At 70.9% G+C, this 23,780-nt stretch carries 19 protein-coding genes; 13 read left to right on the top strand and 6 right to left on the bottom strand.

From position 1 onward, the window contains the following. Window positions 1-22: 22 nt before the first annotated feature. Window positions 23-2,326, bottom strand: coding sequence for a tetratricopeptide repeat protein (locus ACZ43N_RS42245; RefSeq protein WP_468105140.1), 2,304 nt, complete (start codon window positions 2,324-2,326; stop codon window positions 23-25). Continuing rightward, a complete protein-coding gene (locus tag ACZ43N_RS42240; RefSeq protein WP_468105139.1) occupies window positions 2,323-4,041 on the bottom strand; it encodes a trypsin-like serine peptidase in 1,719 nt (572 codons plus the stop codon). Before ACZ43N_RS42240 ends, ACZ43N_RS42245 begins: the two co-directional genes overlap by 4 nt. A gap of 96 nt (window positions 4,042-4,137) precedes the next feature. Here ACZ43N_RS42240 and ACZ43N_RS42235 point away from each other — a divergent pair, with 96 nt between their 5' ends. Continuing rightward, complete coding sequence (locus tag ACZ43N_RS42235) at window positions 4,138-4,464, top strand: trypco2 family protein (protein ID WP_468105138.1); 327 nt, start codon at window positions 4,138-4,140, stop codon at window positions 4,462-4,464. 578 nt (window positions 4,465-5,042) lie between these two features. Here the strand turns inward: ACZ43N_RS42235 and ACZ43N_RS42230 are convergent. Together ACZ43N_RS42230 and ACZ43N_RS42225 are read right to left on the bottom strand one after the other, a co-directional pair. Beyond that, window positions 5,043-6,137, bottom strand: a complete 1,095-nt coding sequence (locus tag ACZ43N_RS42230; RefSeq protein ID WP_468105137.1) for a carboxylate-amine ligase — start codon at window positions 6,135-6,137, stop codon at window positions 5,043-5,045. A 574-nt stretch (window positions 6,138-6,711) separates the two neighbouring features. Next, the gene (locus ACZ43N_RS42225; protein ID WP_468105136.1) at window positions 6,712-7,578 is read right to left on the bottom strand and encodes a hypothetical protein; all 867 of its coding nucleotides are present in this window, start codon (window positions 7,576-7,578) and stop codon (window positions 6,712-6,714) included. 151 nt (window positions 7,579-7,729) lie between these two features. Between ACZ43N_RS42225 and ACZ43N_RS42220 the strand changes: the two genes are divergently transcribed. The 5 genes from ACZ43N_RS42220 (at window position 7,730) to ACZ43N_RS42200 (ending at window position 12,460) form a co-directional block, all read left to right on the top strand. After that, on the top strand, window positions 7,730-8,815 hold the full coding sequence (locus ACZ43N_RS42220) for an S-(hydroxymethyl)mycothiol dehydrogenase (RefSeq protein ID WP_468105135.1): 1,086 nt from the start codon (window positions 7,730-7,732) through the stop codon (window positions 8,813-8,815). Further along, a complete protein-coding gene (locus ACZ43N_RS42215; RefSeq protein WP_468105134.1) occupies window positions 8,815-9,444 on the top strand; it encodes an MBL fold metallo-hydrolase in 630 nt (209 codons plus the stop codon). The genes ACZ43N_RS42220 and ACZ43N_RS42215 overlap by 1 nt, the downstream gene beginning before the upstream one ends. Window positions 9,445-9,640: 196 nt before the next feature. Then, entirely contained in the window at window positions 9,641-10,003 is a 363-nt protein-coding gene (locus ACZ43N_RS42210) for a bifunctional 3-phenylpropionate/cinnamic acid dioxygenase ferredoxin subunit (protein WP_468105132.1), read from the top strand. After that, a complete protein-coding gene (locus ACZ43N_RS42205; RefSeq protein WP_468105130.1) occupies window positions 10,000-11,163 on the top strand; it encodes an NAD(P)/FAD-dependent oxidoreductase in 1,164 nt (387 codons plus the stop codon). The genes ACZ43N_RS42210 and ACZ43N_RS42205 overlap by 4 nt, the downstream gene beginning before the upstream one ends. A 127-nt stretch (window positions 11,164-11,290) precedes the next feature. Further along, window positions 11,291-12,460 carry an aromatic ring-hydroxylating oxygenase subunit alpha gene (locus ACZ43N_RS42200; RefSeq protein WP_468105129.1) on the top strand — a complete coding sequence of 390 codons (1,170 nt, stop codon included), beginning with the start codon at window positions 11,291-11,293 and terminating at the stop codon, window positions 12,458-12,460. Here ACZ43N_RS42200 and ACZ43N_RS42195 read toward each other — a convergent pair. After that, window positions 12,432-13,178: an IclR family transcriptional regulator gene (locus ACZ43N_RS42195; RefSeq protein WP_468105127.1), complete on the bottom strand. Its 747-nt coding sequence runs from the start codon at window positions 13,176-13,178 to the stop codon at window positions 12,432-12,434. The genes ACZ43N_RS42200 and ACZ43N_RS42195 overlap by 29 nt on opposite strands. 200 nt (window positions 13,179-13,378) lie before the next feature. Between ACZ43N_RS42195 and betA the strand changes: the two genes are divergently transcribed. Together betA and ACZ43N_RS42185 are read left to right on the top strand one after the other, a co-directional pair. Further along, window positions 13,379-15,049 carry a choline dehydrogenase gene (gene betA / locus ACZ43N_RS42190; RefSeq protein WP_468105126.1) on the top strand — a complete coding sequence of 557 codons (1,671 nt, stop codon included), beginning with the start codon at window positions 13,379-13,381 and terminating at the stop codon, window positions 15,047-15,049. A gap of 3 nt (window positions 15,050-15,052) precedes the next feature. Further along, a complete protein-coding gene (locus ACZ43N_RS42185; protein ID WP_468105124.1) occupies window positions 15,053-15,889 on the top strand; it encodes a methylenetetrahydrofolate reductase in 837 nt (278 codons plus the stop codon). 122 nt (window positions 15,890-16,011) lie between these two features. On the opposite strand, the gene purU is transcribed toward ACZ43N_RS42185, so the two are convergent. Further along, window positions 16,012-16,884, bottom strand: coding sequence for a formyltetrahydrofolate deformylase (gene purU / locus ACZ43N_RS42180; protein ID WP_468105122.1), 873 nt, complete (start codon window positions 16,882-16,884; stop codon window positions 16,012-16,014). A gap of 217 nt (window positions 16,885-17,101) precedes the next feature. Here purU and ACZ43N_RS42175 point away from each other — a divergent pair, with 217 nt between their 5' ends. The 5 genes from ACZ43N_RS42175 to ACZ43N_RS42155 all read left to right on the top strand — a co-directional run. Beyond that, window positions 17,102-18,571 (top strand): aldehyde dehydrogenase family protein, encoded by a 1,470-nt coding sequence (locus ACZ43N_RS42175; protein ID WP_468105120.1) that lies wholly within the window; start codon window positions 17,102-17,104, stop codon window positions 18,569-18,571. Window positions 18,572-18,591: 20 nt separating this feature from the next. Then, window positions 18,592-19,680, top strand: a complete 1,089-nt coding sequence (locus ACZ43N_RS42170; RefSeq protein WP_468105118.1) for a quaternary amine ABC transporter ATP-binding protein — start codon at window positions 18,592-18,594, stop codon at window positions 19,678-19,680. After that, window positions 19,680-21,710 (top strand): ABC transporter permease, encoded by a 2,031-nt coding sequence (locus ACZ43N_RS42165; protein WP_468105116.1) that lies wholly within the window; start codon window positions 19,680-19,682, stop codon window positions 21,708-21,710. Before ACZ43N_RS42170 ends, ACZ43N_RS42165 begins: the two co-directional genes overlap by 1 nt. Before the next feature lie 12 nt (window positions 21,711-21,722). After that, window positions 21,723-22,700: an ABC transporter substrate-binding protein gene (locus tag ACZ43N_RS42160; protein WP_468105114.1), complete on the top strand. Its 978-nt coding sequence runs from the start codon at window positions 21,723-21,725 to the stop codon at window positions 22,698-22,700. A 223-nt stretch (window positions 22,701-22,923) separates the two neighbouring features. Further along, on the top strand, window positions 22,924-23,780 hold an 857-nt coding region (locus ACZ43N_RS42155), incomplete at its 3' end, for an NAD(P)/FAD-dependent oxidoreductase (RefSeq protein WP_468105112.1).

Genomic DNA, 23,780 nt, shown 5'->3' with positions numbered 1-23,780 from the left:
CCCGGCCGCGGGCCCCACCCCTTCATGCCGTCCGCCGCCGGCCCCGCAGCAGCTCCCGCAGGCGGGTCGGCTCCGGGAGCACCGCGTACGCCAGGTCGAGCAGCTCACCGCGCTCGACGGCGCTGCCGGCCTGGTCCGCGAGTCTTCTCAGTGAGCCCGACAGCCGGGTGCTCAACGCCCTGCGGGTGTCCAGCGGCCCGAACACCTCACCGGCAGGGAAGCGCGGCCCCCAGCCGCCGGGCGGACGGCAGGCGAACGCGTTCTCGCGGACCTCGGTGACCAGCCGGTCCCAGGCCGCGCTGCCCACGAGGTGCTGCGCCGGGCCCGCCAGCCGCGCCAGCCGCCGGTCCGCGTCGGCCAACTCGTCCACCGTGGGCCCCGATCCCGCCAGCCGGCCGGTGAGCACCCGGATCGCGGCGATGCGCGCGGCGTCGTAGTGCCGTGACGTCGTCGGCACCTCGTCCAGCACCGCCACCGCCCGCGCCCGGTCCCCCCGCCGCAGATGCAGCCGGGCGAGCCCGAAGGCCGCGCTGCCCTGCGTGCGGTCCCGCCGCCAGACGGCCTCGTAGTACGCCTCGGTCCGGTGCTCGGCTGCCGAGCGGTACTCCGCGCAGAACCCCAGCGCCAGCTTCGGCGCCGACTCCCCGGGCAGCGCGGCGTAGGAGGCCGCGAACTCGGCCTCGGCCCGCTGTACCTGACCACTCGTCAGCCACAGCAGGCCCTGGTGCCAGCAGCTCCGCCAGTCGTACGGCCCGCTCCGCTCGCGGGCCCGGTCGAGCCACCGCCCGGCCCGGTCCGCTTCCCCAGCGGCGAGGTAGGCGCGGCACAGCCACCACGCGGTCTCGACCGTGCCGAGCGCCGTGTCCCGTTCGGCGCGCTCCGCGATGCGCTCGGGGCTGCCGGAGACGAGACCGCCGAGCAGCACGGCGGCGGGGTCCCCGGGGTCGGGGATCGGCACGGGCAGCGACCGCGCGACGTCCTCGGGATCCGGCGCTCCGACCGGCAGTTCCGGCCCGTCCGGTCCGGAACGACGGGTCCAGTGGTCCAGCGACGGCACCGTGCCGAGCGCCGCGCCGAACACGGCGGCCGTCGGCTCGAACCGGGTGGAGCGCTCCGGGTACGGCGCGTGCCCGCTGAGCGCCTGGTGCTCGCGCAGCACCTCCCACAGCTGACGGGACATCTCCGCCGCGGAGGTGAAGCGTGCCGCCGGCTCGGCGTGGGTGGCCCGTCTGATCAGCGCGTCGAAGGAGCGGGCCGCGAGCCCCGCGGCGGGCTCGGCGCGCGCGGCCAGGGTCTCCAGCGTCCGGCCGACGGTGAAGAGGTCGGTGTCGATGTGGAAGCCGCGCTGGTCGCGTTCCTGCTTCGGCGGCGCGTAGCCCGAGGTGTAGACGAGCGTGGAGGACCGGTCGTCGGTCCGCCGGATCGCTCCGAGGTCGATGACCTTGATGTCGCGCCCGTAGTGGATGACGTTCTCGGGCTTCATGTCGCAGTACAACAGGCCCTGGTGGTGCAGGTACTCCAGCGCTCCGAGGATCTTGCAGCCGTAGGTGATCACATGGCCGATGCCGAAGGAGCCGCCGAAGAGGTCCGCGAGTTCCGCGTCGGAGGCCCGGCGGATCCAGTCGAGCGAGCGTCCCCCGACGTACTCCATCACGATGTACCCGGTGGGTTCCGCCTCGCCCGGCTCCTGGTGCCGCACGTGGGTGACGATGCGCACGATGTCCCGGTGGTGGAGCGTGGTCAGCGAGCGGCGCTCCTCGACGGCCGACCGCCGGGCGACGGCGTCCCCGGTGTTGATCAGCCCCTTGAGGACGACATGGAGGTCCGGCACCCGGGTGTCCTCCGCCAGATAGACCCAGCCGAGGCCGCCCACCGCGAGGAAGCCGAGCACCCTGTAGTGGTCGCCGACCCGGTCACCGGGGCGCAGTTTCGGCTCGAAGGAGTAGGCCCGGCCGCACTGGGGGCAGTAGCCGTGGGCCAGGGCGGGACCGCCGGGGAAGGCGACACCGATGGTCCCGGCGCAGTTGTCGACGCCGCAGCGCCGGCCGCCGGTGGGCGGGGCGGCGACGGTGGCCGCGGCCTCGGACGGATCGGGGGCCGGGACCTCCGGGAGGATCACCAGCCCGTCGTTGTCGAGCGTCTCGGCGGCGGCCGGTCGGACGGGCCGGCCGGCCCGTTTCCCGGGTTCGGGTTCGGGGGCCGGCCGGGCCGGGGTCGCCCGGGCCTGGTCGGGGGGCCGTCGGTGGCAGGTGTCGCAGAAGCCGGTCACCATGATGTGGCCGCCCGGGCAGTCGGATCTCGGGCACGGCACCGGTAAGGAGGTCATGACGTGGAGGCACCCCCGTGTCCCCGTCCCTTCGGGGCCCGGTGGTCGACGCGGCGGGTGTAGGCCTCGACGGCGGCTTCGGCGGCCTTGACGTCGCACGGCCTGGCCCGCAGCAGTTCGTGCGCGCGCAGACGAAGAGCGTCCAAGGTCAGGTCCTCCTCGTTGCCTCGTACGGAGTTCAGATGCAGGTCGTGGTAGCCGCGCAGCCTGCCGTCCAGTTCGTCCCGGCGGTCGCGCAGCGCGTCGAGGGCGCGGATGGTCCTGGTCAGCCGGGCGGCCACCCGCTGGGCGAACCGCTCGTACCGGGCCAGCTCCGGGTGCGGGCGCCCGTCGTCGGCGGTGCCCTGCGCGAGCCTGAGCGCGGCGAGCGCGGCGTGCGCCCGCACCAGATCCGAGTCGGCGGGGCGCACCTCCTCGGCCCGTACGGAGGCCATGCCCTCGTGGAGGGCGCGTGCGAGCGGTCCGGTGATCTCCTCCAGCCGTCCCACGAGACGTGCGCGGCGTTCCCGTTCCGGATCGATGACCAGTTCCTGCCGGGCGCGCTGGTAGACGGCGTCGGCGGTGCGGAAGACCAGGAGGAGGCGGTTGCCCCTGGCCCGCAGGGCCGCCAACAGCTCCAGCAGCGCGGGTGGATCCATGGCCTCGTCGACCCCGACGACGACCAGGGTGAGGGTGACGTCAGCGGCTCTGATCCGCTCCGCGACCGGGTCTGCCGGGTGCTGCCACAGTCCCATGCGCTCGGCGATCCGCTCCCCGATCTCCGCGGAGGTCAGCCCGGCCGCGTCCACGGCCAGGTCGTGGCCGCCGGCCGACGGGACGGTGCCCGGCGGGTCGAGGGAGGCGCGGCCGACGGACGCCGCGGTGCGCAACTCCCGGTCGGCGAGGGTGATGGCGCGGCGCAGCGTGGCGCCCCGGACCTCGTCGTCGGCGGGGACCAGGCTGATCTTGACCTGCTGTCCGTCGTCCTGGAGCCAGTCGGCGAGGCGTTGTGCGAACGGCTCGTCGAGCAGCGCCTCGTCGGTGTCCTGCTGGGTGGTTCTCAGCCGGTCGTCGACGGCCGTCCTGCCCCGGGTCCACCTTCGGACTCGGGGCAGATGCCGCACGATGGTCTCGGCCGGGCTCATGAAGGAGAACAGGTTGCCGTGCTGGTCGGTGATCCCGCTGAGGACCATCCCGATGACCTTGCCGGTCAGGGTGTCCATCACGCCCGAGCCGCTGCATCCCGGACTGGCGAGCTCGCCGGGGCTCGTCGGGCTCAGCTGGACCTGCCCGTCCCGTCCGCAGCCGCCGACGATGCTGGCCCGGAACCAGATGCCGCCGTTGTGGTCGTACGGGAAGCCGTACATCTGGACCGCGCGGTTCGGCGCGGACAGCCGGTGCAGCAGAGTCGTCTCCGCCATGGGTCTCGGCTGTTCGAGGCGCAGCAGTGCCACATCGCCGCTGGGATCTCCGTCGGCGTCCCTGGTGTTGGGCACATACGCGTCCCCGTCGACCCACGCGGCGACCGAGGGCACCGTGAGACCGGGCGCCGCCCCGACGAACTCCGCGGCGAACCGCGCCTGCCTGTCCTCCACCACATGGGCGCAGGTGAGCACATGGCCGGGGCTCAGCAGAATGCCGGCGCCCGCGATCCTTCCGTCCGCCCGGCGGATGCGCACCGCCCAGCCGGGTGTCTCGAGTGACGAACCATCAACGACTCCCCCGTCGTCCGCCATACCACAACTATACGAGCGTCACGTCCCGGCGCATACTGGTGCGACAGGGATCAACGTGTTTGCGGGGGGTGCGAGTTGACCGATGGGCCGGGGTTCGTGGGCTTGACCGAGGTGATCCGCCAGATCAGGGGCGAGCTGGAGCGCGCCCGGGACGAGGCGCAGGGCCGGTCCCTCGGTTTCAGCGTCGACAAGGTGAGCCTGACGTTCACCGTGCAGGTCCACCAGGCCGGCTCGGGCCGCGGTGGGGTGCGCATCGGTGTGGTGACAGCGGAACTCGGCGGTTCCGTGGACCGCCAGACCACCCATCAGGTGCAGGTGGAACTGACCCCGCAGACCCGATCGGGCGGCCGGGTCTCCGTTGCCCGCGACGAGCCGCCGGGCCACCCGCCGACGCCCGAAGGCGGTTCCGGCGCCACGAGGTAGGGGAGCGTCGCAGCCCGACTCCGATGCCGCTGCCGACAGTTGTCACCCGGAGTGGGTGGACGGTCGGTCGTGCCCTGTGCGTCGGGGCACGGCGACGGCGAAAGATCATCGCCGTCGCGACGGCGGGCGTGCTCCTGGCGCTGTGCACTCGCACGCTCGGTCCGCTCATCGAGGCGACGGGTCCTGGCGCGGGCGGCAGCCGACAGCCGAGGTTCGGCGCAAAGCCGCCCGTGACCGTGGACGCCGGTGAGACCGCGGGGAGCGATCCGCTGCCGGGCCGGCTGCCCTCCGCCGCCTCGCTGGTGATCAGCCCGCGGGCGGCCGAGACCGGCGGACACGGGGCGTCCGCACGGCGGGGCCATGCGGACCTCCGGCGTCGCCAGGGGCGACCACGCGGCGGAGGAGGGCCCTGGCCCGTCGACCGGGACCACCGCGGTTCACGGTTGCTCCCCGACGCCATCACCCGTCCGGCACGCCCGCAGGTCGGCTCGGTCCTCGCCCTGGGCGACCGGCGCCGACGGCCGGGAGGAGCACAGGGTGCTCGCGACGCGGAGAGGCAGGGTGACATCGTTGCCGGGTCAGGGGAGCGTGCTCTCCGTGGTGATCAGCTCGATGGCCGCCCTCGGGCCGCCCGTCGCGAGGGCGGTCCGCTGTCGGTCCGCTCCGGTGCCGCTCCGGAGCAGTCGGTGGACCAGGCTCGTGACCTCCCTGGTGTCGCCGGACGCGTCGAGCGCCGGGGCGACGTGGCGCAGGAGCCGGCACAGCACGTCACCGGCCCGGTGCCGCAGACCGTCGGGGCCGATCAGGGTGTCGCTCAGGCCATGGCGGGCGGCATACCACATGGCCGCCTCCAGGAGTTCCGGCGCGCAGTCGGGCGGGGGAGTGCCGGCGGCTGCCTCGGAGCGGGCGGTCTCGACCAGGGCCCGGACGATCCCGGCGAACATCACCGCGTCGTCCGCGCGCAGCTGTACGTCGGGGCAGCGCACCTCGATGGTCGGGTAGCGCTCCGAGAGGCGGGCCTGCCAGTACACCTGGCCGGTGTCTGAGATCAGGCCGCTCTCCACCAACTGGTGCAGCCGGCGGTCGTAGTCGGCCGCGTCCAGGAAGGAGGGCGGCATACCACTGACCGGCCAGCGGCTGAAGACGACCGTGCGCCAGCTGGCGAAGCCGGTGTCGTGGCCGTCCCACAGCGGGGAGTTCGCCGACATCGCGGTCAGCGTCGGGAGCCAGACGCGCAGCCGGTTCAGCACCTCGACGCCGACCTCGCGGCTGGGTACGCCCACATGCACATGCATGCCGTTGACCAGTTGCTCCTCCACCAACTGCGGTGCCTGCGCGAGCATCGCCCGATAACGGGTCTGGTCGGTGACGGCCATGGAACGCCCGTCGCGCAGCGGGGGTGTCGCAGCCGCGGCGATACGGCAGCCGTGCTCCTCGGCGGCTGCGCCCACGGCGTGCCGCAGCCGCAGCAGGTGGCCGCCTATCTCATCCAGGGTGTGACACACCGGGGTGGTCACCTCGACCTGCGACTGGAGGAGCTCGTAGTGCACCTCGTCTTCGTCCGCCAGGTGCGCCAGACACGCCGACAGGCGAACCTTCTCGGCATAGGGGACCGGTAGGCCCGTGACAGGGTCGACCAGCAGGTATTCCTCTTCCAGGCCGATCGTCGTCATCAGTCGCCCTCTGCTCGGCTCGCTGCCGTGACCGGCTCGCGAGGGACCGTGGCCGACACCCGTCCCGCGGGTTGATCACCTCAACTCAGGCGCTTGCTTCTGGGACGGTCCGAGTGCCCAGCCGCTTCACCGCAAACCCGACCCATGTGTGCCCGGCGGCGCCCCGCGCCATGCCGTTCCGGAACACCGGGCACTGCCGGAGGAACCGTTTTGCGTCACGGTCGCGAGGACCGGTGCGGCCGGGAGAGCGCCGCCGCCGTCACCGGTCGCCGACGGGTCCACCGACCGGGCAAAGCCCAGGTCAACTACGCCAGCCGTCCTCCCGTCGCCGTCGCTCCCTCCACCATTAGAGACCGTCACCGCCTCCCCGGCCACTCCGGACCAGGAGTCCGCGTCAGCCCCTGCGCCACTCCGGACCTCAGGGAGTCGGTGACCGGCCCTTGCGCCGCCCCCGTCCCATGAGTCCTCGTGCCCCACGCCCTCGCCGACTCCCGAGGCGGCCGTCGGCGACAGTTGCCGTGCCGGCGCCCCGGCCGCAGCGGTCACGGGGCTCGGTGGGAGCGCGCAGTGTCGTTCAGCCGTCCTTGCCCATGGCCTGGCGGATCGCGTCCTCGGTGCGGTCCACGAGGGCGGCGACCGGGCCCAGTGCCACGTTCGCGGCCTGGGACGTTGTCGCTCCCGGTATCGACTGCGGCGTCCTGAGGGTCAGGCTCCGCGTCCCTTCCATGAGCCCCGGTACGCCGCGCGCCGGGACAGGGCCAGGCGACGGCCGGGAGTGAAGCCGCGGGCGTCGCGGAGGTACGGGTCGAAGCCGAGGGCCTCCTCGTGCGGCACGGGCAGCGGGGCGCGCACCATCAGGACGGCGAAGGTCCGCCAACGGTGGCCGGTTGTGCCGGCGCGCAGGTCGAAGACCAACGGCGCCTCGGCCAGGGGCATCGCGCAGACTCACCGGGTCGCCGTGCACCGGACCCTGCCCGGTGGGATGGGGGAAGGCGGCCAGGACGCGGGGCGTGCCGGCGACCCGGTAGGCGACGAGGCTGGAGTACGGACCGCCCAGCGCGTCGGCGCGCGGCAGGGGGACGTGCCGGGCGAAGCGGCCCCGGCCGCTGCTGGTGAGCAGCAGGTCGAGGGGCTGATCGGGGCCGTCGGCCCGCGCGACACGGACGGCGAGCCCCAGCCCGTCGGGCAGCCGCCCGGGCAGGCCGGCCGCACGGGAGAGGCGGACCGTGGCCGGGTACCGCACGGCCGAGTCCAGCCAGGGGACGCCCCAGGGCCCACCCCCGTCGTCCACGACCTCCAGCTCCGCCGCGCACGTCAGCCCGAGCGGGTGCACGGCCGGAGCGCCGCGCAGCCGGGCCAGCAGACGGAAACCGGCTTCGACCGCGGTGGCGGTCCGCCGGAGCGACGGCTGCGGCCGGTGCGAGAGGGGGCGATCGGTCATGGTCGGCGGGTCCCCGGCGGGCCCTCGCGGAAACCCTAGGTCAACGCCTTGACCCCCGGTCCGCCCTCCCCGATGCTGTGTTGCGGAACATGCGTTGTGTACCGCCATAAGCAACATCAGTCCCAAGTCTTGTACCAGCCGAGGAGTGACCATGGCTCACCAGGTCCGTGCTGTCGTCGCGCGGGGGAAGGGCGCCCCCGTCAGCCTGGAAACGATCGTCGTGCCCGACCCGGGCCCGGGTGAGGCGCTGGTGAAGATCGAGGCGTGCGGGGTCTGCCACACCGATCTGCACTACCGCGAGGGCGGCATCAACGACGACTTCCCCTTCCTGTTGGGGCATGAGGCCGCCGGTGTGGTGGAGTCGGTGGGGGAGGGGGTCACCGATGTGGCCCCCGGTGACTTCGTGATCCTCAACTGGCGTGCCGTGTGCGGGCAGTGCCGGGCCTGCCGGCGTGGGCGGCCCTGGTACTGCTTCGGCACCCACAACGCCAAGCAGAAGATGACCCTGCTCGATGGCACCGAGCTGTCGCCTGCCCTGGGTATCGGAGCCTTCGCGGAGAAGACGCTGGTGGCGGCGGGGCAGTGCACCAAGGTCGACCGCGCCGCGTCCGCGGCGGCCGCGGGTCTGCTGGGCTGCGGCGTCATGGCCGGCATCGGCGCCGCCATCAACACCGGCAACGTCGGCCGCGGCGACAGCGTCGCCGTCATCGGCTGCGGCGGGGTCGGCGCCGCCGCGGTCGTCGGGTCGAACCTGGCGGGCGCGGCCAGGATCATCGCCGTGGACATCGACGAACGGAAGCTGGAGACCGCGAGGAAGCTGGGGGCGACCCACACCGTCAACTCCCGGGACACCGATGCCGTCGAGGCCGTCCGTGAGCTGACCGGCGGCTTCGGCGCGGACGTGGTGATCGAGGCGGTCGGTCGCCCGGAGACGTACAAGCAGGCCTTCTATGCCCGTGATCTGGCCGGCACGGTCGTCCTGGTGGGCGTGCCCACCCCGGAGATGAAGCTGGAGCTGCCGCTGCTGGACGTCTTCGGACGCGGTGGTTCGCTGAAGTCGTCCTGGTACGGCGACTGCCTGCCGAGCAGGGACTTTCCCATGCTCATCGACCTCTACCTCCAGGGCCGACTCGACCTGGACGCCTTCGTCACCGAGACCATCGCCCTCGACGACGTCGAGAAGGCCTTCGAGCGGATGCACCACGGCGACGTGCTGCGCTCGGTGGTGGTCCTCTGATGACCGCCCGCATCGAACACCTCGTCACCTCGGGAACGTTCAGCCTGGACGGCGGCACCTGGGACGTCGACAACAACGTGTGGATCGTCGGCGACGACCACGAGGTCGTCGTCGTCGACGCCGCCCATGACGCGGACGCCATCGCCGAGGCCATCGGCGGCCGCCGCCTCCTCGCGATCGTGTGCACCCACGCCCACAACGACCACATCGACGCCGCACCGGAACTCGCGGCACGCACGGGCGCCCCGATCCTGCTCCACCCCGACGACCTGCCGCTGTGGAAGCAGACCCACCCCGACCGCGCGCCCGACGATGAACTCGCCGACGGGCAGGTCCTGCCGGTGGCGGGGATCGACCTGACCGTGCTGCACACGCCCGGCCACGCCCCCGGCGCGATCTGCCTGTACGCCCCGGCCCTGACCGCGCTCTTCAGCGGCGACACCCTGTTCGCCGGCGGACCGGGCGCGACGGGCAGGTCGTACAGCGACTTCCCCACCATCGTCGACTCCATCCGCGGTCGGCTGCTGACCCTGCCGGGCGACACCGTCGTCCACACCGGTCACGGGGAGACGACCACGATCGGTACGGAGGCCCCGCACCTCCAGGAATGGCTCGACCGCGGCTTCTGACCCCTTCCCCGCGAGGTCCCGGCGCGGCGCCCGTACCGCCTGTTTCCGCAGGTGGTACGGGCGTTTCGAGCTGTCCCCGCGGTCGCCGGGGAGCCCGTGTGAAGCGGGCCTTTCGACGCCTTGACAAGGGTTCAGGCCGACCCCAGACTGATGTTGCGCTTACCGCAATCCGTTTCGCTATACGCACCGAGGTGTCATGATGATTCCCGCGTGCCGTCTCGAGGACCTTCCGCGAGGCGAGGCCATCCGGCTCGACATCGACCCGCCGGTCTCGGTGTTCCACACCGACGACGGCGAGGTCTTCGCCATCGACGACACCTGCACCCACCAGGACGCCTCGCTCGCCGACGGCTGGCTGGAGGGCTGCGAGGTGGAATGCCCGCTGCACGCCTCGAAGTTCGACCTGCGCACCGGAGCGGTCGACGCTCCGCCGGCCAAGCTGCCGGTGCGGACGCACGAGGTCGTCGTCGAGGACGGCATGATCCACGTGAAGGTCTCCACGGACGCCCCCAACCTGCCGCCCTGCATCTCGGCCCGGCTCGCCGGTGGTCCCGCGTGAGGACGGTCGCCGTGGTGGGCGCCTCGCTCGCAGGCCTCTCGGCGGCGCGCTCGTTGCGGAAACAGGGCTACGACGGACGGCTGGTCGTCGTTGGTGACGAACTCCACCGCCCGTACGACCGGCCCCCGCTCTCCAAGGAGTTCCTCTCCGGCGGGATCGGCGAGAATGACCTCGCGCTGGAGACGGACGGCGAGGACCTGCGGGCCGAGTGGCTGCTCGGCACCCGGGCCGTGGGACTCGACGCCTGGGAACGGACCGTCCGGCTCGCCGACGGCGGTTCGGTCCGGGCCGACGGCCTCGTCATCGCCACCGGCGCCGCCGCCCGGCAACTGCCCGGCTCCGAGGGGCTCGCCGGAGTGCATGTGCTGCGCACCCTGGACGACGCCCGCGCCCTGCGGGACGAACTGGCCGGGGGCGGACGGCTGGTCGTGATCGGCGGCGGCTTCATCGGCGCCGAGGTCGCCTCCACCGCCTCCGCCCTCGGCCTGCACGTCACCGTCGTCGAGGCGGCACCCACACCGCTCGCCGGACCGCTCGGCGAGGACATGGGCCGTATCGTCTCCGCCCTCCATGCCGACCACGGCGTACGGCTGCTGTGCGGAGTCGGCGTCAAGGGGCTGAGCGGCGAGAGCAGGGTCGACGCCGTCCTCCTGGAGGACGGGCGTACGATCCCCGCCGACATGGTGGTCGTCGGCGTGGGCGCCCGCCCGTGCGTCGAGTGGCTGGAGGGCTCCGGCGTCGCGCTCGACAACGGCGTGAAGTGCGGCGCCGACGGCCGCACCAGCGTCGCCGGCGTCGTCGCCGTGGGTGACTGCGCTTCGTGGTACGACCCTCGGGCCGGGCACCACCGTCGTGTCGAACACTGGACCGGCGCCCAGGAGCGCCCCGCAGCGGCCGTCGCCACGCTGCTGGCGGGCGGCGCGGTGGAACCGGGCGTGCCCCGGCCGCCGTACTTCTGGTCCGACCAGTACGGCGTGAAGATCCAGTTCGCCGGTCACGCGGCCGGTGCCGACAGCGTGACCATCGAGCAGGGCGCCGCCGACGACCGCGACGTCCTCGCCGTCTACCGCCGCGCCGGTCACCCGGTCGCCGTGCTCGGGATGAACCAGCCCCGGCTGTTCACCCGCTGGCGCAAGCAACTCGCCGCCGCCACACGTTGACCGCCGCCGGACCACCCCATGCTGCGGTTTCTCATGGCGCGCAGCGTTGCATCACACACAACGCCGTCCGGAGTTGCTCTTCCCGGCGCGTGACAGTCCGATCCACGACGTTCCCGAGGAGTGCACCGTGACCTCGACCAGCCTGCCGGACAGCCTGATCGCCACCCTTCCCGGCTCCTCATACACGGACCCGGCGGTCTTCGCCCAGGAGCAGGAGCACATATTCGAGACCATGTGGTTCTGCGTCGCGCGCGCCTCCGAGCTGGCGAAGCCCGGCGCGTTCCGCACCGTCGACGTGGGCCGCGAGAGCATCCTCGTCACCCGCGCCCGGGACAACTCCGTCCGCGCCTACTTCAACGTCTGCCGCCACCGCGGCGCCAAGCTCTGCACCGAGGAGGCCGGCGAGGTCAAGCGGGCCTTCCAGTGCCCCTACCACGCCTGGACCTACGACCTGAACGGCAAGCTCGTCGCGGCACCCAACCTCACCAAGATGCCCGACGTCGGCCGCACCGAGTACGGCCTGGCGGGCGTGGCCGTGCGGGAATGGCTCGGCTATGTGTGGGTGTGCCTGGCGGAGAATCCGCCCTCCTTCGAGGAGGACGTGATCGGCGCGGTCGTCGAGCGGCTCGGCGACGTCGAGTCCATCGAGCGCTACGACATCGGCCACCTCTCCGTCGGCAAACGGATCGTCTACGACGTGCAGGCCAACTGGAAGCTGATCATCGAGAACTTCATGGAGTGCTACCACTGCGCCACGATCCATCCCGAACTCACCGAGGTGCTCCCGGAGTTCGCGGACGGTTACGCGGCCCAGTACTACGTTGGCCACGGCGCGGAGTTCGGTGCGGAGATCCAGGGCTTCACCGTGGACGGCTCCGAGGGGCTGGACCGCATCCCGGGCGTCGCCGAGGAGCAGGACCGCCGCTACTACGCGATCACGGTCAAGCCGCAGGTCTTCATCAACCTGGTGCCCGACCATGTCATCTTCCACCGGATGTATCCGGTGGCCGTCGACCGCACGGTCGTCGAGTGCGACTGGCTGTATCTGCCGCACGTCGTCGAGAGCGGCAAGGACGTCAGCCGCTCCGTGGAACTCTTCGACCGGGTCAACCGGCAGGACTTCGACGCCTGCGAACGCACACAGCCCGGTATGAGCTCCCGGATGTACGCCAAGGGCGGTGTGCTGGTGCCCAGTGAGCACCACATCGGCGCCTTCCACGACTGGGTCGACGAACGGCTGGGCGGCCGGTCACAGCGGCCGGGGGCGGTCAGCCCAGGTAACCCATCCGGTGGCTGATCTCCTCGGCGCCCTTGATCAGCACCGGGGCCAGTTCCCGCATCCGCTCCTCGGTGAACCGGTACGAGGGCCCCGAGGCGGTGACCGCGGCGATGACCTGTCCGTCCCGGTCGAGGACCGGCGCCGCCATGGCGTGCAGCCCGATCTCCAGCTCCTCCTGCGTCCAGGCGTATCCGGCCTCCCGCGCCTCGGCGAGGTGCTTCTCCAGCTTCGTCCGCGAGGTGATGGTGTGCGGCGTGACCTTCTTCAGGCCCGCCTCCGCCAGCAGCGCGGCGCGCTCCTTGGCGGGCAGGTACGCCAGCAGCACCTTGCCGCTGGACGTGGCGTGCAGCGGGGTGAGTTGGCCGACCCAGTTGTGCGCGGTCACGGCCGCGGGGCCGCGCACCTGGTAGAGGTTGATCGCGTAGTGCTCCTGGAGAACCGCGATGTTGACCGTCTCGCCGATCTCCTCCGCGAGCCGCTCGCAGACCGGGCGGCCCTGCTGGGTGATGTCGATCCGTGCCGTGACCGCGCCGGCGAGGCGTACGATGCCGAAGCCCAGGCGGTACTTGCCGCGCTCGCCCGACTGTTCCACGAGGCCCCGTGCCTCCAGGGCACCGAGCAGACGGAACGCGGTGGACTTGTGAACATCGATCTCGGCGGCCACCTCACTGACGCCCGCCTCCCCGCGTTGGGCGAGGATCTCCAGGACGCTGATGGCGCGGTCGACCGACTGCACTCCACCGGACTGTGAATTCGAGGTTTCGGTGTCTTGGCTGTGGTTGCTCACAACGAAACTATACGCGCAGTAAACAACACGATTGCAAGTAACAGGCGCGATACTCACCTGAGCAAGTTGCGTTGCTCGCAACCTGGTGCGTATTGCGATACCGGTCTAGCATGCTCCGCATACCGATGGCGCGAGCGAGACGAGGCACCATGGCTCCCCTGAACTACGACTTCGTCATCGTCGGCGGCGGTTCGGCCGGCAGTGCACTGGCGAACAGACTCTCCGCGGACCCGGCCAACCGCGTGCTGGTCCTGGAGGCCGGCCGTTCCGACTACCCGTGGGACGTCTTCATCCACATGCCCGCGGCGCTGACCTATCCGATCGGCAGCCGGTTCTACGACTGGAAGTACGAGTCGGAACCCGAGCCCCACATGGGCGGCCGGCGCATCTACCACGCGCGCGGCAAGGTGCTCGGCGGCTCCAGCAGCATCAACGGCATGATCTTCCAGCGCGGCAACCCCATGGACTACGAACGCTGGGCGGCCGACCCCGGCATGGAGAGCTGGGACTACGCGCACTGTCTGCCGTACTTCCGGCGGATGGAGAACTGCCTCGCTGCCGACCCGGACGACGAGTTCCGCGGCCATGACGGCCCCCTCGTCCTCGAACGCGGCCCGGCGAACAACCCGCTGTTCACCGCCTTCCTCAAAGCGACCGAGGAGGCGGGCTATGCCCCCACGGACGACGTCAACGGCTTCCGGCAGGAGGGTTTCGCGAAGTTCGACCGGAACGTCCACCGCGGTCGCCGGCTCTCGGCCTCCAAGGCCTACCTCAAGCCCGCCATGAAGCGGCCCAACCTCACGGTCACCACCCGCGCCCTCGTCACCCGCGTCCTCTTCGAGGGCAAGCGCGCCGTCGGCGTCGAGTACCGGCGCGGCAAGGGCGCGCCCCAGCAGGTCCGCGCCAGGGAAGTCATCCTGTGCGGCGGTGCCATCAACTCCCCGCAGCTGCTCCAGCTCTCCGGCGTCGGCAACGCCGAAGAACTGAGCGCCCTCGGCATCGACGTCGTCCACGACCTCCCCGGCGTCGGCGAGAACATGCAGGACCACCTGGAGGTCTACATCCAGTACGCCTGCAAACAGCCCGTCTCCATGCAGCCGTATCTGGCGAAGTGGCGGGCCCCCTTCATCGGACTGCAATGGCTCTTCCGCAAGGGGCCCGCCGCCACCAACCACTTCGAGGCCGGCGGCTTCTGCCGCAGCAACGAGGACGTGGACTACCCCAACCTGATGTTCCACTTCCTGCCGATCGCCGTCCGCTACGACGGCTCCGTGCCGGCCGGCGGCCACGGCTACCAGGTGCACGTCGGGCCCATGTACTCCGATGCCATCGGCTCGGTGAAGATCAAGAGCAGGGATCCGCGCGAACACCCCGCCCTGCGCTTCAACTACCTCTCCACCGAGCAGGACCGCCGCGAATGGGTCGAGGCGATCCGCGTGGCCCGCAAACTCCTCAACCAGCCCGCGCTCGCCCCCTTCAACGGCGGGGAGATCTCACCCGGACCGTCCGTCGAGACGGACGAGGAGATTCTCGCCTGGGTCGCCAAGGACGGCGAGACCGCGCTCCACCCGTCCTGCACCTGCAAGATGGGCACCGACGAGATGTCCGTCGTCGACCCCACCAGCATGCGCGTGCACGGGGTGGAGGGCCTGCGGGTCGTGGACGCGTCCGTGATGCCCTACGTCACCAACGGCAACATCTACGCCCCGGTGATGATGATCGCGGAGAAGGCCGCCGACCTGATCCTCGGCCAGGAGCCGCTGCCCGCGTCCGAGGCCGCCTACTACCGCCACCGCGACGCCCAGAAGTCGGCGGGGTAGAGGTTGAACGCGCCAGGGCTCCGGGCGCTCCTGCACCGCGTCCGCTACGAGGTGCTGCCTGCCAGGGCCACGGAGGAGAAGGTCCTCGCCCATGTGCCGCGCGACGTCGTCGTCACCGTGACGGCGTCGCCCGTCAAGGGCCTGGAGCCGACCCTCGACCTCACCGCGCGGCTCGCCGCCCACGGCTACCGCGTCGTCCCGCACGTGCCCGCGCGGCTGCTGCGGGACGACGCGCACCTGAAGGAGACCGTCGACCGGCTCCGCGAGGCGGGCGTCGACGACGTCTTCGTGCCGGCCGGCGACGCCGATCCGCCCGCGGGCACGTACGACGGGGCGCTGCCGGTGCTGCGCCGCCTCAGCGAGCTGGGGCGGCCCTTCGCCGACGTCGGGGTCACCGGATACCCGGAGAGCCATCCGCTGATCCACGACGACATCACCGTCCAGGCGATGTGGGACAAGCGCGAGCACGCCACCTACCTCGTGAGCAACCTCTGCTTCGACCCGCGGGTACTGGGGCAGTGGATCGCCCGGGTGCGGGGCAGAGGGGTCGCGCTCCCCGTGCATGTGGGGGTCGCCGGCCCCGTGCAGCGGGCGAAGCTGCTGGCCATGGCGACGAAGATCGGGGTGGGGGAGTCGACGCGGTTCCTCGCCAGGCACCCCTTGTGGTTCCTGCGGTTCGCTGCGCCCGGCGGGTACTCACCCCAGGACCTGCTGACCCGGGCCGCCGGCGCCCTCACCGAGCCCTCGGCGGGGGTGGCGGGGCTGCACCTGTTCACGTTCAACCAGATCGCCGAGACGGAGGCGTGGCGGCGGACCCTGCTGGACCGTCTCGGCGGCTGAGGGGCGCCCGCCGGGCCGTATCCCGTATACGAAGCGGGCGGCCCGGCGCCGCGTGACGGACGGGCCGCGAACAGAAGGGGCGGGGCCGGTTGTCCAGCCCCGCCCCGCCGCCGTGCCCGCTGTCAGCGGAAGACCACCGTGCGGTTGCCGTCCACCATCACCCGGCTCTCGCTGTGCCACTTCACCGCGTGCGCGAGGACCTGGGCCTCCACGTCGCGGCCGACGGTGACGAGGTCCTTGGGGGCCAGGGAGTGGTCGACCCGGACGACGTCCTGCTCGATGATCTGGCCCTCGTCCAGGTCGGAGGTGACGTAGTGGGCGGTCGCCCCGACGAGCTTGACCCCGCGGTCGTATGCCTGGTCGTAGGGGCGGGCGCCCTTGAAGCTGGGCAGGAAGGAGTGGTGGATGTTGATCGCGCGGCCCTCCAGCTGCTTGCACAGGTCGTCGGAGAGGATCTGCATGTAGCGGGCCAGCACCACCAGGTCGATGTCGAGGTCGCGCACCAGCTCCAGCAGCCGCGCCTCCGCCCCGGCCTTGGTGTCCCGGGTGACCGGGATGTGGTGGAAGGGGATGCCGTAGGTCTCCGCGAGCCCCTCGAAGTCCCGGTGGTTGGAGACGATCGCCGGGATCTCGATGTTGAGGGCGCCGGAGCGGCTGCGGAAGAGCAGATCGTTCAGGCAGTGGCCGAACCGGGACACCATGATGAGCGTCCGGGTCGGGGTGGACGCCTCGCTGAGGGTCCAGGAGATGCGGTACGCCTCGGCGACCGGGCCGAACCGGTAACGCAGCGTTTTCAGCTCCGTGTCCGGGTCGGAAATGTCGAAGTGGACCCTCATGAAGAAGCGGCCCTGGAGCCGGTCGTCGAACTGCTGGCTCTCCAGGATGTTGCCGGAGTTCCTCACGAGGAAGCCGCTCACCGCGTGGACCAGCCCCGCGCTGTCGGGACACGAGAGGGTGAGGACGTACTCACGGCCAGGGTGCGGTCGAGGGGACATGACAGCCTCCGTCGGTGCGTATTGCACAACAAGGTGAGCGATACGCAACATGGTCGGCCGGACTCCGCTCGCGGTCAAGGGTGGACGCGCAAGTGTTCGCATGGCTGAATCGTCATCCTCCAACCTCTTGACGTAGGTCTTGGCGCCCGCCAGGGTGTTCCACCACAAGCAATTGAATGCACGATGCGCAACGCATTTCAGCTGAAGGGCTTGGCGAGTGGCAGACCTGTATGTGGCGGGCACGTGGCGGGACCCGGTGGCCGGAGGGCGACGGGAGATCCGCTGCCCCGCTGACGGCTCGCTGGCCGCGACCGTTTCGGAAGGCACCCGTGCCGACACCGAGGAGGCGATCGCGGCGGCCCGTGCCGCCTTCGACGGGGGACCGTGGCCGCACACCCCCGAGCGGGAGCGCGGAGCACTGCTGCTGCGCACCGCCGACATCATCGAGCGGGACGCCAAGGAGTTCGCCCGAGCCGAATCGCTGGACACCGGCAAGCGCCTGGTGGAGAGCGAGTACGACATCGCCGACGTCGTCTCCTGCTTCCGATACTACGGCGGCCTCGGCGGCACCGACGCCGGCCGGGTGATCGACACCGGACGCGACGACGCCGTCAGCCGTGTGGTCCACGAGCCGATCGGAGTCTGCGGACTCATCACCCCCTGGAACTATCCGCTCCTCCAGGCCAGCTGGAAGGTCGCGCCGGCCCTCCTCGCCGGCAACACCATTGTCCTCAAGCCCAGCGAGCTCACCCCCTCCACCTCCATCCTGCTGATGCGGGCCCTGGCGGAGGCCGGGCTCCCGGCCGGGGCCGCCAACCTGGTCCTCGGCACCGGCCCCGAGGTGGGCGCCCCGCTCTCCGAGGACCCGAGGGTCGACATGGTCTCCTTCACCGGGGGCCTGGACACCGGCAGACGGATCATGGCCACCGCCGCCGCGACCGTGAAGAAGGTGGCGCTGGAACTCGGCGGCAAGAACCCCAACGTGGTCTTCGCCGACGCCGACTTCGAGACGGCCGTGGACTTCGCTCTCACCGCCGTCTTCCTGCACTCGGGCCAGGTCTGCTCGGCCGGCGCCCGGCTGATCGTCGAGGACTCCCTGCACGACCGCCTCGTCGACGAGATCGTCCGCCGCGCCCGGCTCATCCGGCTCGGCGGGCCCTTCGACCCCGAGGCCGAGACGGGGGCGCTGATCTCCGCCCAGCACCGGGAGAAGGTCGAGGCGTACGTCGCGACCGGCCTTGCCGAGGGCGCCGTACTGCGCTGCGGCGGCGAACGCCCCACCGACCCGGCGCTCGCGGGCGGCTGGTTCTACCCGCCGACCGTGCTCGACGAGTGCCGGCAGGACATGCGCGTGGTGCACGAGGAGTCCTTCGGGCCCGTGCTCACCGTGGAGCGGTTCACCGACGAGGACGACGCCGTACGCATCGCCAACGACACCGAGTACGGACTCGCCGGAGCCGTCTGGACGCAGGACGCGGGCAAGGCCCAGCGGGTCGCCCGGCGGCTGCGCCACGGAACGGTGTGGATCAACGACTACCACCCCTATGTGCCGCAAGCGGAATGGGGTGGCTTCGGGCACTCGGGCGTGGGACGGGAGCTGGGACCGACCGGCCTGGACGAGTACCGAGAGCCCAAACACATCTGGCAGAACATCCAACCCCGGCCGCAGCACTGGTTCCGCGGCTGAACGCCGAAAAGAGGTCGATCGTGACCCCAACGCAGACCGAGGTACCGCAGCGGCGCGGCACACCTCAGGACTCGGACGGTACCCCGGTCATATCCGTGCGCCGGTTGTGGAAGGTGTTCGGGCCGAAGGCCGAGCGGGTCCCGCAGTCCGAGGAGCTGTGCGGCCTCACCCGCCGGGAGCTCATGGACCGCACGGGATGCACCGCCGCCGTCCGCGACGTGAACTTCGACGTCCGCAAGGGCGAGGTCTTCGTCGTCATGGGCCTGTCCGGCTCCGGCAAGTCCACGCTGGTGCGATGTCTCACCCGGCTGATCGAACCCACCTCGGGGGAGATCGTCTTCGAGGGCGAGGACATCCGTGAGGCGGACGGCAAACGCCTGAGGGATCTCAGGCGCAGCAAGTTCTCCATGGTCTTCCAGCACTTCGGGCTGCTGCCCCACCGCCGGGTCGTCGACAACGTGGCCTTCGGCCTGGAGATCCGCGGCATGAGCAAGTCCGAGCGCACCAGGCGGGCCCTGGAGGTCGTCGAACTCGTCGGCCTCTCCGGCTACGAGAACTCCTACCCCGACCAGCTCTCCGGGGGTATGCAGCAGCGCGTCGGCCTCGCCCGGGCGCTCGCCGGCGACCCTGACGTCCTCTTCTTCGACGAGCCCTTCTCGGCGCTCGACCCGCTGATCCGCCGCGACATGCAGAACGAGGTCATCCGGCTGCACCACGAGGTCGGCAAGACGATGGTGTTCATCACCCACGACCTCTCCGAGGCGCTCAAGCTCGGCGACCGCATCCTCATCATGCGCGACGGCAAGATGGTCCAGTGCGGCACCGGCGACGAGCTGGTGGGCGCCCCGGCCGATGACTACGTCCGCGAGTTCGTCAAGGACGTCCCGCGCGGCGACGTGCTCACCCTGCGGTGGATCATGCGCCCGGTCGCCGACGGCGACGCCCTGGACGGTCCCGAACTGGGCCCGGACGTCGTGGTCCGGGAGGCCACCCGCGCGGTGCTGGCGGCCGACAAGCCGGTCAAGGTCGTCGAGAACGGCGAACTGCTCGGCATCGTCGGCGACGAGGAGATCCTCGCGGTGGTCGCCGGGCAGGAAGGCGGCATGTGATGACGGTCGCCGTGGAGAAACCGGAACAACCACAAAAGCCCGAACCCCCGCTGAAGTCCGACGCCGTGCCCCCGGGCGCCCCGGCCGGCGCCGGTACGCGGAAGGTCGGACGCGGCACCGTCGTAGCGGCGATCGTCGTCGTCTGGCTGGTGCTGTTCGCCCTGCTGCGCGGCAGGCAGACCCTCACCCTCGCCGCCGCGGACCTCACGGATCTGCACCGGTGGATCAACGACCTCAACGACTCCATCGGCGCCAACCGCAACTCCAACCCGCTCTTCCTGTACTTCTTCAATGAGATCCGGCTGGTCATCGACACCCTGGTGACCTTCGTCCAGGGGCTGATCTCCCAGCCCTCCGTCGGCCGTCCCCTCCCGCAGATCGGCTGGCTCGGCGTCGTCGGCATCGTGGGCTATGTGTCCTGGGCCGTGGGCAACTGGCGGGTGGCGCTGCTGGCCGTGGCCGGCTTCACCTTCTTCGGGCTGCAGGGGCTGTGGCAGGAGAGCATGGACACGCTGGCCCTCACCGTCTCCGCGGTCCTCGTGGCGCTGCTGTTCGCCATCCCGCTGGGTGTGTGGGCGGGGCTCTCCGACCGGTTCAACCGGATCGTGACGCCCTTCCTGGACTTCATGCAGACGATGCCGACCTTCGTCTACCTGGCCCCGCTGACCCTGTTCTTCCTCATCGGCGGCGCCTCCGCGACCATCGCCACCGTCATCTACGCGGCGCCGCCCGCGATCAGGATCACCGCGCACGCCATCCGGTCCGTCCCGGAGACCACCGTCGAGGCGGCCGACTCGCTCGGCGCGACCCGCCGGCAGGCGCTGCTGAAGGTGCTGCTGCCGATGTCCAAGCGGACCGTGGTGATGGGCGTCAACCAGTCGATCATGGCCGCCCTGGCCATGGTGACGATCGCCGCGCTGATCGACGCGCCCGGTCTCGGCAAGACCGTGATGCAGGCCCTGGAGTCGCTCGACGTGGGCACGGCCTTCAACGCGGGCCTCGCCATCGTCATCATGGCGATCGTCCTCGACCGGGTCACCACCGCGGCGAGCGCGCGTCAGGAGACGGCCCGGCACGCCGGTGGCCGGTTCGCGACGTGGCGGCGGCCGCTGCTGGCCGCGGGCGGCGTGGTCGCGGCGGTGCTCGTCTACATGTCGCACACCTATGTGTGGGCGGCGGAGTTCCCCGGCGAGGGCGGTGCCGGCAGCTCCATCGCGAGGGCGGCCGACACCACGACGACATGGGTGCAGGACAGCCTCTCGGGCCTCACCAACGCTTTCCGTGACGCCATCACCAACGGTCTGCTCAACCCGTTCCAGTCGCTGCTCACGGACTCGCCGTGGTGGCTCGTCACGGCGGTGCTGATCGCGCTCGGCGTGGTGCTCGGCGGGTGGCGGGCCGGTGCGGTGGCAGCCGTCTGCGTGGGCCTGCTGGTCGGGACGGGGCTGTGGTCGGACGCGATGACAACCCTGGCCTCCACCCTCGTGGCGACCGTGCTGGTCATGGTGCTCGGGGTGGCCTTCGGGGTGTGGATGGGGCGCAGCCTCCTCGTGGACCGGGTACTGCGGCCGACTCTGGACGCGGCGCAGGTCATGCCGCCGTTCGTCTATCTCGTGCCGTTCCTCGCGCTGTTCGGGGCGACCCGTTTCACGGCCATCGTCTCCGCGATCGTGTATGCGGCGCCCGTCGCCATCAAGATCATCGCGGATGGGGTACGGGCCGTTCCCGCGACCACCGTGGAGGCGGCCACCTCCGCCGGGTGCAACACCTGGCAGATCATCACCAAGGTTCAACTGCCGATGTCACGCAGTGCCCTGACGCTCGCGACCAACCAGGGCCTGATCTACGTGCTGTCGATGGTTGTTGTGGGCGGCCTGGTAGGAGCGGGCGCCCTCGGCTACGACGTCGTGGCCGGCTTCGCCCAAGGGCAGCTGTACGGGAAGGGCCTGGCGGCCGGGTTCGCCATCGTCCTCCTCGGAATCATGTTCGACCGGATCACTCAGGCCGCGGCGCGACGCGTGAGCGCGTAAGGAGCACTGACCATGGCAACACAAGTACGACAGTGGAGAGCCGGCGTGGCCGGACTGGCCGTTCTCGGTCTCGCCCTGACCGCCTGCGGCGGCGCGAAGGTCGGTGAGGACTCGGCGGGCTCGGGCGGTTCCGGCGACTCCGGCAAGTGCGGCACCTTCAACCTCGCCGTCAACCCGTGGGTGGGTTACGAGGCGAACGCGGCGGTCGTCGCGTACGTCGCGCAGCACGACCTCGGCTGCAAGGTCACCAAGAAGGACCTGAAGGAGGAGATCGCCTGGCAGGGCTTCGGGACGGGCGAGGTCGACGCCGTCATCGAGAACTGGGGTCACGACGACCTGAAGAAGAAGTACATCACCGACCAGAAGACGGCCGTCGAGGCCGGTGAGACCGGCAACAAGGGCCTGATCGGCTGGTACGTGCCGCCGTGGCTGGCGAAGGAACACCCCGACATCATCGAATGGAAGAACCTCAACAAGTACGCGGACAAGTTCAAGACCTCCGAGTCCGGCGGAAAGGGCCAGCTCCTCGACGGCGACCCGTCGTTCGTCACCAACGACGAGGCCCTGGTGAAGAACCTGAAGCTGGACTTCAAGGTCGTGTACGCGGGCAGCGAGACCGCGCTCATCCAGGCCTTCCGCAAGGCGGAGAAGGACAAGGAATGGGTGATCGGCTACTTCTACGAGCCGCAGTGGTTCATGGCCGAGGTGCCGCTGGTCAAGGTGAAGCTGCCGGACTACAAGACGGGCTGTGACGCCGACGCGGAGAAGGTCGCCTGCGACTACCCCGTCTACAACCTGGACAAGATCGTCAGCACGAAGTTCGCCAAGTCGGACAGCCCGGCGTACAACCTGGTCAAGAACTTCACCTGGACGAACGAGGACCAGAACACGGTGGCCAAGTACATCGCCGTGGACAAGATGGCGCCGGAGGCGGCGGCGAAGAAGTGGGTCGAGGCCAACCGCGACAAGGTCGACGCCTGGATCAAGTAGCGGGGCCGGAAGGCCGGTCGGACATGCCCGGCGGGCGGCGTGCACAGGAGTGCGCCGCCCGCCGGGCATCGCCGTTTCTCGGGGAGTTGTCGAGAGTGTTTTCCGAGGTCCCGGGACCCTTGACACCCACCTGCACGGAAGGCACATTGAGTTGCGCAACCTGAACCATGTTGCGTAGGTAGCAACTTACCGGCTGGACTCGTTCTCAATCGGAGGTGCGGCGATGGCGGGACCCCGAGTGGTCATCATCGGGGCGGGGGTCGTGGGAGCGGCTCTCGCGGACGAGATCTCCGCGCGTGGCTGGACCGAGGTGACGGTGGTCGACCAGGGTCCGCTTCCCGCTACCGGGGGCTCTACTTCGCATGCTCCGGGTCTGGTGTTCCAGACGAACTCGTCCAAGACGATGACGGAGCTGGCCCGCTACACGGTGGAGAAGTTCTGTTCGCTGGAGGTGGACGGCAAGCCGTGTTTCCTCCAGGTCGGTGGTCTGGAGGTGGCGACCACGCCGGAGCGGCTGACCGAGTTGCGCCGTCGGCACGGCTGGATCACCGCGTGGGGTGTGGAGGGCCGGCTGCTGAGTGCCGAGGAGTGCGTGGAGCAGCACCCGCTGGTGAACGGTGAGAAGGTGCTGGGCGGTCTTCTGGTGCCGACGGACGGTCTGGCCAAGGCGGTCCTGGCGGTGGAGGCGCAGATCCGCCGGGCCTCGGGGCGTGGGGTGCGTTTCCTGGCCCGCCACGAGGTGCTGGACGTTGTGCACAGCGATGGTGAGGTGAGCGGCGTCCTGACCGACCGGGGTGAGATCCCGGCGGACATCGTGGTGTGCTGCGCCGGTATCTGGGGGCCGAGGATCGCGCGCATGGTGGGTATGAACCTGCCGCTGACGCCGCTGGCGCATCAGCTGGCCTGGACCGGGCCGGTACCGGCGCTGGCGGGTCAGACCGAGGAGGCGGTCCGGCCGATCCTGCGCCACCAGGACGCCGACCTGTACTACCGTGACCGGTTCGACGGGATCGGTATCGGCTCCTACGGCCACCGTCCCATGCCGATCTCCGCCGACGAGATCCTCTCGGTGGGGGAGGC

Source organism: Streptomyces sp. NPDC030814, assembly GCF_055572155.1.
This window is presented reverse-complemented; position numbering and strand designations above follow the sequence as displayed.